At 65.9% G+C, this 15,011-nt stretch carries 12 protein-coding genes and 1 pseudogene; 12 read left to right on the top strand and 1 reads right to left on the bottom strand.

All coding sequences use genetic code 11. From position 1 onward, the window contains the following. Window positions 1–12: 12 nt before the first annotated feature. The 11 genes and pseudogenes from QA649_RS30315 to QA649_RS30265 all read left to right on the top strand — a co-directional run bounded on the left by QA649_RS30315 (window position 13) and on the right by QA649_RS30265 (window position 12,819). Window positions 13–744: an amino acid ABC transporter permease gene (locus QA649_RS30315; RefSeq protein WP_283020410.1), complete on the top strand. Its 732-nt coding sequence runs from the start codon at window positions 13–15 to the stop codon at window positions 742–744. Beyond that, window positions 741–1,514, top strand: a complete 774-nt coding sequence (locus QA649_RS30310; protein WP_283020409.1) for an amino acid ABC transporter ATP-binding protein — start codon at window positions 741–743, stop codon at window positions 1,512–1,514. The genes QA649_RS30315 and QA649_RS30310 overlap by 4 nt, the downstream gene beginning before the upstream one ends. A 15-nt stretch (window positions 1,515–1,529) precedes the next feature. Further along, entirely contained in the window at window positions 1,530–2,459 is a 930-nt protein-coding gene (locus QA649_RS30305; protein ID WP_283020408.1) for a dihydrodipicolinate synthase family protein, read from the top strand. Window positions 2,460–2,561: 102 nt separating this feature from the next. Next, window positions 2,562–4,109, top strand: coding sequence for a PLP-dependent aminotransferase family protein (locus QA649_RS30300; protein ID WP_283020407.1), 1,548 nt, complete (start codon window positions 2,562–2,564; stop codon window positions 4,107–4,109). A 425-nt stretch (window positions 4,110–4,534) separates the two neighbouring features. Next, window positions 4,535–6,544 carry a hydantoinase/oxoprolinase family protein gene (locus QA649_RS30295; protein ID WP_283020406.1) on the top strand — a complete coding sequence of 670 codons (2,010 nt, stop codon included), beginning with the start codon at window positions 4,535–4,537 and terminating at the stop codon, window positions 6,542–6,544. Further along, a complete protein-coding gene (locus QA649_RS30290) occupies window positions 6,541–8,121 on the top strand; it encodes a hydantoinase B/oxoprolinase family protein (RefSeq protein WP_283020405.1) in 1,581 nt (526 codons plus the stop codon). Before QA649_RS30295 ends, QA649_RS30290 begins: the two co-directional genes overlap by 4 nt. Before the next feature lie 11 nt (window positions 8,122–8,132). Beyond that, the gene (locus tag QA649_RS30285; protein WP_283020404.1) at window positions 8,133–9,428 is read left to right on the top strand and encodes an aminotransferase class III-fold pyridoxal phosphate-dependent enzyme; all 1,296 of its coding nucleotides are present in this window, start codon (window positions 8,133–8,135) and stop codon (window positions 9,426–9,428) included. Window positions 9,429–9,493: 65 nt separating this feature from the next. Next, window positions 9,494–10,606: pseudogene (locus tag QA649_RS30280) on the top strand (AMP-binding protein); the annotation flags it as partial. Window positions 10,607–10,839: 233 nt separating this feature from the next. Then, on the top strand, window positions 10,840–11,106 hold the full coding sequence (locus tag QA649_RS30275; protein ID WP_283026137.1) for a hypothetical protein: 267 nt from the start codon (window positions 10,840–10,842) through the stop codon (window positions 11,104–11,106). Between the two features lie 115 nt (window positions 11,107–11,221). Beyond that, window positions 11,222–12,154, top strand: a complete 933-nt coding sequence (locus QA649_RS30270) for an N-carbamoyl-D-amino-acid hydrolase (RefSeq protein ID WP_283020403.1) — start codon at window positions 11,222–11,224, stop codon at window positions 12,152–12,154. Window positions 12,155–12,159: 5 nt separating this feature from the next. After that, the gene (locus QA649_RS30265) at window positions 12,160–12,819 is read left to right on the top strand and encodes a flavin reductase family protein (protein ID WP_283020402.1); all 660 of its coding nucleotides are present in this window, start codon (window positions 12,160–12,162) and stop codon (window positions 12,817–12,819) included. On the opposite strand, the gene QA649_RS30260 is transcribed toward QA649_RS30265, so the two are convergent. Next, complete coding sequence (locus tag QA649_RS30260; protein ID WP_283020401.1) at window positions 12,816–13,478, bottom strand: aspartate/glutamate racemase family protein; 663 nt, start codon at window positions 13,476–13,478, stop codon at window positions 12,816–12,818. The two genes, QA649_RS30265 and QA649_RS30260, sit on opposite strands and share 4 nt — an antisense overlap. 56 nt (window positions 13,479–13,534) lie before the next feature. On the opposite strand from QA649_RS30260, the gene hydA reads away from it, so the two are divergent. Then, window positions 13,535–15,004, top strand: a complete 1,470-nt coding sequence (gene hydA / locus QA649_RS30255) for a dihydropyrimidinase (RefSeq protein WP_283020400.1) — start codon at window positions 13,535–13,537, stop codon at window positions 15,002–15,004. Window positions 15,005–15,011: the final 7 nt, after the last annotated feature.

The raw sequence follows: 15,011 nt of genomic DNA, 5'->3' as shown, positions 1-15,011 counted from the left end.
GGAGACGAGCCGATGAGCCATTTCAGTCCGACGGCCGCCGTCAGCTACTTCTTCAATTACTTCCTGATGAAGGGAGTGCTCGTCACCATCGGCTTGACGGTGGCGGCGGTCGTCGGCGGATTGATCCTCGGCATGGGCATCGCATTGCTGCGCATGTCGTCCAATCCGGTGCTCGCGGGAGCCGCGCGCTTCTACATCTGGTTCTTCCGCGGCACGCCGCTGCTGATCCAGCTCGTGGTGATCTACAGCGGCTTGCCGCAGCTGGGCATCAAGTTCAGCGTGATCACCTGTGCGCTGGTCGGCCTGATCCTCAACGAGGCGGCCTATCTCGCGGAGATCGTGCGTAGCGGCTTCATGGCGGTGTCGGCGGGGCAGCGCGAGGCCGCCTGGGCGCTCAGCCTGTCGCCTTGGGTCACGTTCCGTCGCGTGACCCTGCCGCAGGCGTTCCGCCTGATGATCCCGCCGCTCGGAAACTCCATCAACTCGCTCTTGAAGGCGACCTCGCTTGCCTCCGTGATCTCGGTCGAGGAGCTCATGCGCCGCAGCGACATGCTGATGCAGGAGCATTTCCAAATCCTCGAAGTCTATGCGGCTGCAACCGCCTATTACCTGATCCTCACATCGGTCTGGGATGCGGTTCAGCGACGGCTCGAGAAGCATTTCGGTCGATCGAGTGCCGCGAAAACCAGGCGGGTCGCAGTGAGCGCGCCGGTTGCACAGGCGAGTGTGGAGGCCCGCGCATGAGCGAGATGTCGATGACTACGCAGCCGCAGCTCCTCGAGGTTCCTGCGGTTCGCATGGAGGCGGTCTACAAGCACTATGGCGACTTCACCGCGCTGGATCAGATCGATCTCAAGGTCGCCAGGGGTGAGAAGATCGTGGTCTGCGGTCCCTCCGGCTCGGGCAAGTCGACGCTCATCCGCTGCATCAACCACATCGAGAAGCACGATGAAGGCCTGATCTACGTCAACGGCGTCGAGCTCGACCATCAACGCAAGAACATCGACGCGGTCAGGCGCGACACCGGCATGGTGTTCCAGAGCTTTAATCTGTTCCCGCACATGACGGTGCTGGAAAACTGCACTCTGGCGCCGATGACCGCGAACGGCATGAGCGAGGCGGAGGCCAAGGACCTCGCCATGCATTTCCTGACAAAAGTCCGGATTCCGGATCAGGTCGAGAAATTCCCCGGGCAACTCTCCGGCGGCCAGCAGCAGCGCGTTGCCATCGCGCGGGCGCTGTGCATGCGTCCCAAGATCATGCTGTTCGACGAGCCGACCTCGGCGCTCGACCCGGAAATGGTCAAGGAGGTGCTGGAGACCATGAAGAAGCTGGCGGAAGAGGGCATGACCATGCTGTGCGTGACGCACGAGATGGGCTTTGCCCGCGAGGTCGCAGACCGCATCGTGTTCATGAACGAGGGCAAGGTGGTCGAGCAGGCCGCGCCGGATGAGTTCTTCAAGCATCCAAAGTCCGAGCGGGCGCGGACGTTCCTCGACCAGATCATTCACTAGCCGATGTCGGCGGCGATGCGGACATTCAGCGACCGCCTGCGCGGCATTCATGCCGCGACCATCGTGCCGATGACGGCCGATTTCGAGATCGACGAGGCGCAGCTCGCAAGCCATCTCACCTCGGTTTCGTCCACACCCGGCATCAACGGGCTTCTCGTCAACGGTCACGCCGGCGAGAATTTTGTGCTGTCCCTGGCCGAGAAGCGGCGCGTGGTGGAGCTGGCGCGCCAGCACGCGCCGAAGGACTGCCTGATCGTCTCCGGCGTCAATCATGAATCGAGCCTGGAGGCCGCGCGCGAGGCTGCCGCATTGGAGCAGGCCGGTGCGGACGGGCTGCTGGTGTTTCCTCCGAACAGCTGGGCGCTCGGCCATGCCGATGAGGGCGTGATCGAGCATCACCGCCATATCCGCGATGCCACGACGGTGCCGCTGATGCTCTACGCTGCACCCGTCGGCGCGGGAGCCATGGCTTATGCGCTACCGCTGCTTACGCGGCTCATTGCCGATCCTCGCTTCGTTGCGATCAAGGAAGGTAGCTGGGAGGTCGCGACGTACGAGCAGAATCTGCGGCTGATCCGCAAGCTGCGACCGGAGTTCGTCGTACTCGGCTCCGGCGACGAGCATCTGCTGACGAGTTATCTCGTCGGCTCGGCCGGCAGCCAGGTCAGCCTCGCCTGCGTCGTGCCGGAGCTCGTGGTCAGCCTCTGGACTGCCGCCGAAGCCGGCGATTGGGAGCGGGCGCGCGCCGCGCATGACAAGCTCTATCCGCTGGCAGTCGCGATCTATCGCGATCCGCCCGGAGGACGCGCGACCGTGCGGCTCAAGGCCTGCCTGAAGCTGCTCGGGCGCCTCTCATGCGACGCGGCGCGGCCGCCGCAGCCGCCAGCGACATCCGATGAGTTGCAGGCGCTCGAACAGGCACTGGGCATCGCCGGGCAGCGTTAACGTCGCCGGCTCCCGCCGAGGCTGGACCCGAATCCGTATCTGGCCCATCCTGAGGGAACGCTGGCGGCGATCGCCGGCCGTTGCAACAGCCGCCTCCACACGATGGACAGGGATCGTCACCCGAGCAAGCGCGTCTCCCTTGCGGGAATGCATATCGACCGGACGTCGGCCGTACCGCTGCATTTGCAGATCGCGGCTCACATCCGGGATTGCATTCTGCGCGGCGTCTTTTCGGCGGGAACGCAATTCCTGGGCTCGCGCGAGATCGCGCGGGAATTGGGCTGCTCGCGCACGGTGGTGCTGACGGCGTGGGATCTGCTTTACGCGGAGGGCTATCTGGAATCGACGCCGCGCGGCAGGGTCATGGTGGCGTCCGTCGCAACGTCGCATGCGGAGCCGCCGTCGGCCGCGTCGCCCGGGGCTGCGCCCGCCCACACTTCGAAGCGCTGGCAATCACTGCTTGGCTTGGATTACGAAACCAATTGGCCGTCCGTGTTCGCACCCGGCGCGCCCGACATCTCGACGTTTCCTTTCAAGGAATGGTCGCGCCTGCTGCGTCAGACCTGGCAGAATCCGAGGGAGCAGGAATGCCTCGACCTTCCCGCCGAAGGCCATCCGCGGCTACGGAGCGAGATCGCGAACTTTCTCGGCTCGGTGCGCGGGCTCGTCTGCTCGCCGGAAGAAGTCGTGATCACGTCGGGCACGTCTGGCGCGCTGGATTTTTGCAGCCGGATGATCCTCGATCCCGGCGATGAAGTCTGGATCGAGGAGCCCGGCTTCGTCGAGGCCCGCTGGGCGCTGACGGCGGCCGGGGCCAAGCTCGTTCCCATTCCCGTCGATGACAAGGGCCTCGTCGTCTCGGAAGGAATCCGGCGCGCGCCGGGCGCGCGCCTGATCGTGGTCACACCGTCGCATCAATATCCGCTCGGCGTCAGCATGGGCCTGGAGCGGCGCCTCGAGCTGCTCGACTGGGCCAACAGGAACGACGTCTGGGTGATCGAGGACGATTACAATTCGGAGTTCAGGCACCAGGACAGCATGATCGCCTCCTTGCGTTCGCTCGATCGCGAGGGACGGGTGATCTATTTCGGCACCTTCTCGAAGATCATGATGCCGAACCTGCGGCTCGGCTACATCGTCGCCAACAGGGATTTCATCGCAGGATTTTCGAAAGGGCGCGCGCGGATCGACGTGCACACCTCCGGCATCGGACAGCTCGCGCTCGCCGAGTTCATGCGGGAGGGGCATTTGCTGCGGCATCTGCGTGGGATGCGGCGGGTCTATGCGAGCAGGCGAAAGGCCCTGATCGAGGCGATTGCAGCGCGGATGCCGGATGACCTCGTCGTCTCCGCGGCGGTGACGGGATTGCATCTGGTGGCGGAGTTCACCGACGCGATGCGGGCGCGGATGAGCGACCGCGAGGCGGCCGCAAGCCTGAAGCAGGCCGGCATCCACGTGCAGCCGTTATCGCAGAATTTTCTGGAGCAACCGACGCGACAGGGCCTGGTGTTCGGCTACGGACGGCTGCGTGTCGAGGATGCCTCGCCGCTGCTTGCGAGAATCGCGGCTTGCATCGGCAGCGGCTCCCGCAATGCGCCATCCGAGGCGGCCATCTCCTCTCGTACTGTTCGTACAATAAAGAGAGGCTGAGCCGACCGCCATGCATAGCTCATAGGCAACCGGACATCCGGCGGTGCCGGTCGGTCGCCTGCAAATTAGACAGGCGATTTGGCTTGCGCGGATTGCAGTGCAGCGAACATCGCGTTTTGCGCGGAGAAATCCGTGGTGCGCTGCACTTTTTCCGCGAGGGATGGTCCGCGCTCGCGTGCCGTCAGCGCGGGCAGCGCTGCACCAAAACGTGCAGCAGGTGGCGCGGCGCGCGGCCCGGTCGCGCGCTGGTCTAGCGGTTTGCGACAACTCTGGCCCTAGCCTGCGCCCATCGCTCTGTCGCACGCTCGCTCATGGTGGCATGACAGGGGATGCATGATGAGCGCTCTCGTTTCGGCATTGGACGTTGCGATGAACGGGAAGGACCTGGCGTCCGGTCCGGGCGTCATCCGTAGCTGACTGTGCAGATGAGCTCCTCCGACAATCACTGGGAGGTCGGCACCGATATCGGTGGCACCTTCACCGACATCATCGCGATCCGGCGCGACTCTGCCGAGGCGCGGATCGCGAAGGTACCCTCGCGCCCCGACGCGCCCGTCCAGGCGATGCTGGAGGCCATCGAGGCCGTGGGCCTGCGCAAGAGCGAGGTCAAGCGCTTCGTCCACGGCACCACGCGCGTCACCAACGCCATCGTCGAGGGCCGGTTGCCGAAGGTGGCGCTGGTCGCGACCGAAGGCTTTGCCGATGTGCTGGAGATCGCGCGCTATCGCCGCCGCGATCTCTACCGTCTCGACATTCCCCCGAAATCGCCGCCCTTGGTGCCACCCGAGCGATGCTTTGGACTTGCCGAGCGTCTCGATCACGAGGGCCGTGTGCTGAAGGCGCTGGACGAAGCGGAGATCGAGCGTCTGGTGGCTTGGCTCAAGCAGACCGGCGTGCAGAGCGTGGCGGTTGCTCTGCTTCACGCCTATGCCAATCCGGTGCATGAAAAGATGCTTGGCGAGCGGCTCAAGGATGTCGTCGCCCACGTCTCGCTGTCCCACGAGGTCAATCCCGAGGCGCGCGAATACGAGCGGACCTCGGCCACGGTGTTCAACGCGGCGGCGATGCCGATCGCGGTGGAATATCTGAGCGAGCTGGAGCAGCGGCTGCCGATCGGTCCCGGCCTGCAGGTGTTTCATTCCGCCGGGGCCATGATCCCGATTTCCGCCGTGAAGCGGCGGCCGCTGGTGATGGCGATGTCGGGGCCGGCGGCCGGCGTCTCGGCGTCGGTGAGCATCGCGCGCCAGCTCGGCACCTCGCGCATGCTGACCTTCGACATGGGCGGCACCACGACCGACGTTTGCCTGATCGTCGACGGCCAGGCCGAGATGACCGACGGCCGCATGCTCGGCGACAAGCCGCTGCGCCAGCCGATGCTGGCGGTTCATTCCATCGGCGCGGGCGGCGGATCGATCGTGCGCAACGGTCCGGGCGGCCTCACGGTCGGGCCAGAGAGCGCCGGCTCCGAGCCGGGGCCGGCCTGCTACGGTCGCGGCGGCCATGAGCCGACGATTACCGATGCCAATGCCGTGCTCGGCTATCTCAATCCCGAGACAAAACTTGGCGATCGTATCGGGATCGACATCGAGTCAGCCAAGCGCATCATTGATCCGATCGCGCATTCCCTGGGCCTCAGCCTGACCGAAACGGCGCTCGGCATCATCAAGGTCGCCAACGCGACCATGGCCCGCGCGCTCCGGCGCGTCACGGTCGAACGCGGCATCGACGGGCGCGACTGCACGCTGCTCGCCTTCGGTGGCGGCGGCCCGATGCATGCCGCGGGCCTTGCCGATCTCTACGGGATTGCGCAGGTGGTTGTCCCGAGCGCGTCGAGTGCGTTCTCCGCGCTGGGCTGCCTGACTGCCGATTTCAGCTTCCTCCAGCAGCAGACGCTGCGCGCCGCCCTCGACGGTATCGACCTCGCGCGCGTGTCAGAGCGCATCGATACGCTGATTGTCGATGCCTCGGCGCCGCTGATCGCCAATGGCGTTGCGAAGGCGGAGATCCAGGTCGAGCTGGTGGCCTTGATGCGCTACGCCGCGCAGAACGACGCCATTCCGGTATCCTTCACGCTGCCGCTCGACGTCGCCACGCTGAAGACGGATTTTCTGACGCGGCATCAGGAGCTGTTCGGCTATGCGACCGGCGAGCCCTGCGTCATCGAATCCGTACGAGTGCAGGCCCGCCGCCCGTCGACGACCGTCGTCAGCCGGCCGGCGACGGCAGCAAGGGCGGTGTCGTCGGGTCAGCGGACCTGCTCGTTCGACGGCTTCCACGACATCGCGACAGCCATCATCGACCGCGCCTCGCTCGCGGAGACCGTCAGCGGCCCGGCCATCATCGAAGACGCATGGTCCACGGTGGTGGTGCCGCCGGGCTGGCAGGCAAAACCTGATGTCGCCGGCAATCTGTTCCTGACGCGGAGGGCGGCATGAAGCTCGATCCGTTCGTCGTCGAGGTCATCAGGCACGGACTGTCCGCCGCAGCCGAGGAGATGAGCCTGGTGATGACGCGCTCGGCGCGCTCGCCGCTCTTGCGCGAAGCGGGCGACCTGTCGTCCGCGATCACCGACGGCCACGGCGGCCTGGTCGGGCAGGGCCGCGACATCCCGATCCATCTCGGCGCGATGGCCTATACGATCCCCGAGCTGCTGAAGGTGATGCCGCGCGACAGCCTGAACGACGGCGACGTCGTGATCTACAATGTCGGCGCGCTCGGCGGCAACCACCTCAACGACGTCAAGGTCGTGCGGCCCGTCTTCGTCGAGGGCGAGATCGTGGCCTTTGCCGTCAGCCTCGCGCACTGGCCCGACATCGGCGGCACCTGGCCCGGCAGCTATTTCGCCAAGGCGATCGATACCTTCCAGGAAGCGATGCGGATTCCGCCGGTGCTGATCGCAACCTCGGCCGGCGTCAACACGCCGATCGTGCAACTGCTCAAGGCCAACGTTCGCGATGCCGAGTCCTGCGAGGGCGATCTCCTCGCCCAGATCGCCGCGACGAAGGCCGGCGAGAAGCGCATCGTCGAGCTCTGCCGCGAGCACGGCAAGGCCGTCTTCATGGCGACGCAGTCGCGCCTGCACGATCTCTCGGAAATCGAGATGAGGGAAGCGCTCCGCGCGCTGCCGGACGGCGTTTATGAAGGCGAAGATTATCTCGACGACGGCAGTGCGAACAACGCGCCGGCGCGCATCCACGTCAAGATCACCATCCGCGGCGACGAGGCGACCTTCGACCTCTCCGGGAGCTGCGACCGCGTCTCGAACTTCTGCAACACGACGCCGTTCATGGCGCGTTCGGCCGTTGCCTACGCCGCGCGGATCATGAGCGGGCGCGACATGAACCAGAACGCAGGCGCGCTGCGGCCTCTGACCATCATCACGCGCCCGGGCTCGATCCTGGAGCCGGGCTGGACCGCGTCGGTGGCCGCCGGCAACCACGAGACGTCCATGCGTATCGTCGATGCGATCTTCCGCGCGATGCAAGACACCATTCCCGAGCGGCTGTCGGCGGGCGGCGCGACCACCGCGGGCGTTCTGTTCTTCGCTGAGCCGCGGCCGAACGGTTCATGGAAGATGCTCTACGAGGTTCATGGCGGCGGCGAAGGCGCGCGGCACGATCGGGCCGGCACGTCCGCGACACGCGTGCATCTGTCCAACACCTCGAACACGCCGGTCGAGGTGATCGAGGCGAACTATGCGATCCGGCTCGAGCAGCAGGCGATCCGGCGGCAGTCCGGCGGTGCGGGCGCGCATCGCGGCGGTGACGGCTCGGTCCGCACCTATCGCATCCTGGCGCCCTCGATGCACCTGACCACCTGCATCGAACGCATGGTGATGGCGCCCTGGGGCATGCGGGGCGGCGAGCCCGGCAAGGCCTGCCGCATCTCGCTGGTCAGGCAGGGCGCCAACGTCGCGATCGACGGCAAGTCGAACCTGGTGTTGCAGCAAGGCGATCTCGTCACGATCGAGATGTGCGGCGGTGGCGGCTACGGCGCCGCGGCTGCCAGTTGAGGGGACCCGCGATGAGCAGATTGTTGCGAACCGGACTGAATGCAGGCGAGGCCGCGCCGATGGCCGTGGCCGGCGGCGAGGGCGTCTATTTTCACCTGTCGGACGGCCGCAGGCTGATCGATGGCAGCAACACCGGCGGCGGCCTCGGGCACCGCCATCCCGCGATGGTGGAGGCGATCCGCCGTGCCGCCGATACGCCCGTCGTCAACGAAGGCTGGACCTGGGTCGGCCGCGAGCAGGCCGCCGACGACCTGATGGCGACGGCCTTCAAGGGCGAAGAGGATTGGGTCGGTGCGGTGCGCTTCTGCATCAGCGGCAGCGAGGCCAACGACATGGCGCTGTCGCTCTGCCAGGCGCTGACGCAGCGTTCCGCGTTGGCGACGCGCGAGCGCGCCTATCACGGTATCACCGGCCTGTCGCGCAGCATGACGGTGCAGCCGCAATGGCACGGCGGCCTTGCGGTGCATGCTGGCGGCTCGAAGCTGCCGGCGCCGATGGCGCCGGTGCGGATCCTGCCGGCGCCGGATGGCGCGATCTATGGCGCGCCGGCCAACAATACGCCGCCGAGCGAATATCTCGCGGATGCCACGCGCCTGCTCTCGGACACGGCGGCGACGATCATCGACTACACGCAAGGCGGCATCTATTACGACGGCGCCTATCAGGACGAGGTCGCGCGCTACGCGCGGCAGGCGGGCTCGTACTGGATCGCCGACGAGGTCGTCACCGGCGCAGGCCGTGCTGGCCGCTGGTTCGCCTTCCAGGGCGCGCAGAGCCGGCCTGATATCGTCACACTTGGCAAGTCGCTCGGAGGCGGCGCGGCGGCGGTGGCAGCGGTCGTGGTGTCCAAGGACATCGTCGAGCGGCTCAAGGGCACGAGCTGGCAGAACTACGGCACGCTGCGCGGTCATCCCATCAGCATGGCCGCCGTCAGCGCCTATCTGAAGGTCGTCACTGACGAGAAGATTCTGGAGCACGTGCAGAATCTGGAGAAGCTGTTCACCCGCCGCCTGCTGGCGATCGCGCAAAAGCATCCGAGCGTACAGCGTGTCGCGGGGCAGGGGCTGCACTGGACGGTGGAGCTCTACGGTCCGGACTGGCGCACCTGGCATGCCGACACCACGGAGGTGCCGATCGCCTCGCGCGTCGCGGAGCGCGCGCTGGAGGCCGGCGCGGTGATCGGCACCAGCGGCGAGCAGACTTCGCTGTTCCTGGCGCCGCCGCTGGTGATCTCCGAGCGCGAGGCTACGCTCCTTCTCGACGCACTCGACCACGGCCTCGATATTGCCGACAAGGAGCACGGGTGACCGCGGGCAACGCAGCATCTCGTCGCTCGCCGGCCTGGCCGGCGGATGAGCCCTGGCACCTGGCGATGCCGGAGGGGACGCTGTACGACGCGCTGGCGCGGGCCGCGAATGATCGGCCGTCGCATCCGGCGACGGTGTTTTACGGCGCGAGCCTGAGTTACGCCGAGCTGCGCGACCGTGTCGACGCCATGGCCGGTTTCCTGCAAGGCGTTTGCGGCATCAAGCGCGGCGACCGCGTCATGATCGCGCTGCAGAACTCGCCGCAATATGTCATCGCCTACTACGCGGTGATGCGGGCGGATGCCGTGATTGTCCCGATCAATCCCATGAACAAGACCGCCGAGATCGCGTATCTCGCCGCCGACAGCGGCGCCAGGGTTGCGATCATCGGCAGTGAGCTGAGCGATGTGTTTGCGCCGCTGGTCGGCGATGCCATCGCGCATGCGGTCGTCGCGCAGTATCGCGACGAGGTGCCTAGCGCGACGCCTTACGCGCTGCCATCCTGCGTGACCGAAGCGCCGTCGGAGGTGCCGTCGTCGCCGGGCTGGCATTCCTGGTCGTCCGCGATCGCGCAAGGTTTTCGGCCAGGTGCGATGGAGGCCGGGCCGGACGATCTCATGATCCTGCCCTATACGTCGGGCACGACAGGCAAGCCCAAGGCGTGCATGCACACGCATCGCAGCGCGCTGTTCACCGCCGTATTGCAGGCGCGCTGGTACGGGCTCGATGGCAGCGACGTGATGACCGGCTTCATGCCGCTGTTCCATGTCGCGGGCATGCAGGGCTCGATGAATGCCGCCATCGTCACCGGCGCCACGCTGCTGCTGATGGCGCGCTGGGACAAGGACCTGCTGCCCGATCTGTTCGATACCTATGGCGTGACGTTCTGGAACGCGGCGCCGACCATGATCGTAGACGTGCTCGCAAGCGCCAGCTTCCGCGACCAATGCTTTGCCAAGCTCAAGGTGCTGACCGGCGGCGGTGCGGCGATGCCGACCGCAATTGCCGAACGGCTGAAGAGACGGTTCGGCCTCGATTTCGTCGAGGGCTACGGCATGACCGAGACGATGTCGCCGACCCATCTCAATCCGATGGCGGCGCCGAAGCGGCAGTGCCTCGGCATTGCCGTGCAGGAGACGGATGCAAGGGTCGTCGATCCCGAGAGCCTGATCGAGCTTGGCGACAATGTCGTCGGCGAGATCGTCGTACATGGGCCGCAGGTGCTGCAGGGCTACTGGAACAAGCCGCAGGCGGATGCCGAAGCCTTTATCGAGTTCGACGGCAAGCGGTTCCTGCGCACGGGCGACCTCGGCTATCGCGATGCCGAAGGCTATTTCTTTGCCGTCGATCGCCTGAAGCGGATGATCAATGTCAGCGGCTTCAAGGTGTGGCCGGCCGAGTTGAGGCGGCGATGTACCAGAACCGCGCCATCCGGGAGTGCTGCATCGTCTCGGCACCGGACGATTACCGTGGCGAGACCGTCAAGGCGCTGGTGGTGCTCGATGAAGCCGCGCGCGCGACCACGTCGGCGGACGACATCGTCGGCTGGGCGCGCGGCGCGATGGCCAGCTACAAGGCGCCGCGCGCCGTGGTCTTCGTCGAATCCTTGCCGCGCACCGCGAGCAACAAGATCAACTGGCGGCTTTTGCAGGACGCCGAATGGGGGCGGACGGCATGAAAACTGCTAGGCTGGAAAAACGGCGCAGGGCTGCGATATGCTGCATGCGCCGACGCGCCCCTGAAGCTACGATCCCCAGTCTCATCAAGAAACTCAAGAAATCAGGAATTCGCTGATGCGCATCGTCAATGTCGCCGCCGCCCAGATGGGCCCGATCCAAAAAGCCGACAGCCGCGAGGCCGTGGTCAAGCGCATGATCGCGCTGATGGACGAGGCCAAGAGCAAGGGCGCCGACCTGATCGTCTATCCCGAGCTGGCGCTGACGACGTTCTTCCCGCGCTGGTACGTCGAGGACCGCGCCGAGTTCGACATCTGGTTCGAGCGCGAGATGCCGAACGCGGCAACCGGGCCGCTGTTCGAGCGTGCGGCGCAGCACGGGATGGCGATGAACTTCGGCTATGCGGAGCTGACGCCGGACGGCCATCATTTCAACACCGCTATCCTGACCGACAAGTCCGGCAAGATCGTCGGCAAATACCGCAAGGTCCATCTGCCGGGCCATGTGGACTACGACACCAAGCGCTCGCACCAGCACCTGGAGAAGCGTTATTTCGAGCCGGGCGATCTCGGCTTCAACGTCTGGCGTGAGCTCGGCGGCATCATCGGCATGGCGATCTGCAACGATCGCCGCTGGCCCGAGACCTATCGCGTCATGGGCCTGCAGGGCGTCGAGATGGTGCTGATCGGTTACAACACCCCGTCGGTGAATGCGGAGAAGAGCGAGGAGGGCGTCGAGAAGCGCCTGTTCCATAATCGCCTCTCCGTGCAGGCCGGCGCCTATCAGAACGCGACCTGGGTGGTCGCGGTCGCCAAGGCCGGCAATGAGGACGGCCATCCGCTGTTCGGCGGCAGCCTGATCGTTGATCCCAATGGCGAGATCGTCGCGGAAGCCAAGACTGATGACGACGAGGTTCTGGTTCACGCCTGCGACCTCGATGTCACCACCTTCGGCAAGACCACGATCTTCGATTTCGCCCGGCATCGCCGCATCGAGCATTACGGCCTGATCACCAGCCAGACCGGCGCGGTGCCGCCGCCGGAAAAGTGACGCCGATGGCGGACAAAGGCATATCACTGCGTGAACTCGATCCGCGCGATCGCTACAAGCTGCTCTGCGGCGTGGTGGTGCCGCGACCGATTGCGCTGGTGACGACGCTGGACGAGAACGGCGCGGTGAATGCCGCGCCGTTCAGCTTCTTCAACGTGTTCTCGGAAAGCCCCGCGCTGATCGTGCTCGGGCTCCAGCACAAGCCGGATCACTCGCCGAAGGACACCACCCGCAACATCCATCGCGACGGCGAGTTCGTGGTGCACATGGTGGACGAGGCGCTGTCGGTGGCGATGAACGACTGCGCGGTCGATTTCCCCTCCGGCGACAGCGAGGTCGCCGCGACGGGTCTGGCGACGCTTCCCTCTGTCGACGTGAAGGTGCCGCGCCTCGCCGCCGCGCCCTTCGCACTGGAATGCCGGCGCCATGTCGTGCTGAATTTCTCGCCGGATCGCGAACTCCTGGTCGGCGAGGTGCTCAGGATTCATGCCCGCGAGGGCCTGGTCGACGAGGCCAACATGTATGTCGATCTCGATGCCTACCGGCCGATCGGCCGCATGTTCGGCAATCTCTACACCACGCAGCGGGATACGTTCGCTTTGACGCGCGAGAGCCATGCACAATGGCTCGCGCGGCAGGAAACGAAAGAGCTGAAGGACGCCTAGTGAGCCGAGAACTGCACCGTACCCAGCGCCATGGTGACGGCCGCCTGCGTCGGGTCGATCACGGGAATGCCCAGCGCGTCTTCCAGCGGACGGCGGTGGCGCGCCATGCCGGCGCAGCCCATGACGATGGCGCGGGCACCGTCCTCGTCGCGCAGCGCGCGGCCGATCTCGATCATTTTGGCGAGCGTGCCTTCGCCCGAAGCGGTTTCGGCGACGCTCATGTTCAGCGGCCGCTCGCCGGCGAGGCGATCGGTCAATCCCATCTGCCTGAGATAGCGCATGTGACGCGGGATCGAGCGCTGCGCGATCGCGATCACGCCGAAGGTCTCGGCGCGCGAAAGCGCCGTCAGCACGCCACACTCGGCAATGCCGAACACGGGCCGGTCGGTGCCTTCACGGCAGACCTGCAGACCGGGATCGCTGTAGCAGGCGATCACGAAGGCGGCCGAGCTGTTGTCGCTTTCCACCAGCTTTCGCAGCGGCATCGCGACGCTGTCGACGTCCGCCTGGCTTTCGATACCGAACGGCCCCTCGGCCAGCGTCTGGCAGACCACCTCCGGCCCGCCCTCGAAGCCGAGCGGCTTCAGCGCATCCTCCAGCCCTTGCGTGACCTTTTGGTTGGAGTTCGGGTTGATGACGAGAATGCGCGGCCGGGACATGATGGTCTTCCTGCGAAATTACGAGTACGTGCCTTGAGCCTATCACGGAGTGCCTCATGACTGAACCCGCTTACGACCTGATCATCCGCGGCGGCCGCGTCGCCACCACCACCGACGTCTTCGAGGCCGACGTCGCCATAACAGGCGAGACGATCGCGGCCATCGGTAAGGGCCTCCCGGCGGCAAAGCGCGAGATCGACGCGCGCGGCAAGCTGGTGCTGCCCGGCGGCGTCGACAGCCACGCCCATATCGAGCAGCTCTCCGCCGCCGGCATCATGAATGCCGACACCTTCGAGAGCGCGACCGTGTCGGCGGCCTTCGGCGGCACCACCACGGTGATCCCGTTCGCCGCCCAGCATGTCGGCATGAAGCTGCCGCAGGTGGTGGAAGACTACCACGCTCTGGCCAAGAAGGGCGCGGTGATCGACTACGCCTTTCACATGATCATCGCGGACGCGACCAAGGAGACGGTCGAGGAGCACATTCCGGCGCTGGTGAAGCAGGGCCATGCGTCGATCAAGATCTTCATGACCTACGACCGCCTCAAGGTCGACGACGAGCCGTTGCTCGACATCCTGCTCGCCGCGCGCCAGTCCGGCGCGATGCTGTGCGCCCATGCCGAAAACCACGGCATCATTGCCTGGATGGTGAAGCGCCTGCTTGCGCGCGGCTACACCATGCCGAAATACCATGCCGTCAGTCACGCCCGCGTGTCGGAGGCGGAAGCCTTTACCCGGCTGATCGGCATGGCGGCGCTGATCGATCAGCCCATCATGATCTTCCATGTCTCGACCGCAGAAGGCGCCAAGGTGATCCGCGACTCGCGCGGGCAGGGGCTGAAGGTGCTTGCGGAGACCTGTCCGCAATATCTGTTCCTCACCGCCAACGATCTCGACAAGCCCGGCGCCGAAGGCGCCAAATGGATGTGCAGCCCGCCGCCGCGCACGCATGCCGACCAGGAGGCGCTGTGGCAGGCGCTCTCGCTCGGCGATCTCCAGACTATTTCCTCCGATCATGCGCCCTATCGCTATGACGAGACCGGCAAGCTGCGCGCCGGCCCCAATCCCAACTTCAAGCAGGTCGCCAATGGCCTGCCGGGCCTGGAGTTGCGGCTGCCGCTGCTGTTCGACGCGATGGTGTCGAAGGGGCGGCTCGGCCTGGAAAAATTCGTCGAGCTGACCGCGACCGCGCCGGCAAAGATCTACAATCTGCATCCGCGCAAGGGTTCGATCGCCGTCGGGGCGGACGCGGACATTGCGATCTGGGATCCCAACCGCGAGGTCACCATCGCCGATGAGATGATGCACGATCTCGCCGGCTACACGCCCTTTGCAGGCCGCACGTTGAAGGGCTGGCCGGTGTCGGTGCTCTCGCGCGGCCGCGTGATCGTCGACGGCAACAAGTGCCTTGCGTCCGCCGGCAGCGGAAAATTCCTCGCGCGCAGTGGCGGCGAGGCGGCAAAGCCGACCGGCCGGCTCGTCGCCGACATGGATCCGGAGCGGAATTTCGGAGCAAAACTGCTGTGATGGTGGA

Origin of the sequence: Bradyrhizobium sp. CB1717 (assembly GCF_029714325.1) — a bacterium.
Lineage (GTDB): Bacteria > Pseudomonadota > Alphaproteobacteria > Rhizobiales > Xanthobacteraceae > Bradyrhizobium.
The sequence above is the reverse complement of the archived record's forward strand: the minus strand, read 5'-3'. Positions and strand labels throughout refer to the sequence as shown.

What these genes read in the sequence shown, in the direction of transcription:
- QA649_RS30305 (WP_283020408.1), top strand. Translation starts at nt 1,530, where the DNA reads ATGCGGACATTCAGCGACCGCCTGCGCGGCATTCATGCCGCGACCATC.
- QA649_RS30300 (WP_283020407.1), top strand. Translation starts at nt 2,562, where the DNA reads ATGGACAGGGATCGTCACCCGAGCAAGCGCGTCTCCCTTGCGGGAATG.
- QA649_RS30295 (WP_283020406.1), top strand. Translation starts at nt 4,535, where the DNA reads ATGAGCTCCTCCGACAATCACTGGGAGGTCGGCACCGATATCGGTGGC.
- QA649_RS30310 (WP_283020409.1), top strand. Translation starts at nt 741, where the DNA reads ATGAGCGAGATGTCGATGACTACGCAGCCGCAGCTCCTCGAGGTTCCT.
- QA649_RS30265 (WP_283020402.1), top strand. Translation starts at nt 12,160, where the DNA reads ATGGCGGACAAAGGCATATCACTGCGTGAACTCGATCCGCGCGATCGC.
- QA649_RS30275 (WP_283026137.1), top strand. Translation starts at nt 10,840, where the DNA reads ATGTACCAGAACCGCGCCATCCGGGAGTGCTGCATCGTCTCGGCACCG.
- QA649_RS30260 (WP_283020401.1), bottom strand. Translation starts at nt 13,478, where the DNA reads ATGTCCCGGCCGCGCATTCTCGTCATCAACCCGAACTCCAACCAAAAG.
- QA649_RS30315 (WP_283020410.1), top strand. Translation starts at nt 13, where the DNA reads ATGAGCCATTTCAGTCCGACGGCCGCCGTCAGCTACTTCTTCAATTAC.
- QA649_RS30270 (WP_283020403.1), top strand. Translation starts at nt 11,222, where the DNA reads ATGCGCATCGTCAATGTCGCCGCCGCCCAGATGGGCCCGATCCAAAAA.
- QA649_RS30290 (WP_283020405.1), top strand. Translation starts at nt 6,541, where the DNA reads ATGAAGCTCGATCCGTTCGTCGTCGAGGTCATCAGGCACGGACTGTCC.
- QA649_RS30285 (WP_283020404.1), top strand. Translation starts at nt 8,133, where the DNA reads ATGAGCAGATTGTTGCGAACCGGACTGAATGCAGGCGAGGCCGCGCCG.
- hydA (WP_283020400.1), top strand. Translation starts at nt 13,535, where the DNA reads ATGACTGAACCCGCTTACGACCTGATCATCCGCGGCGGCCGCGTCGCC.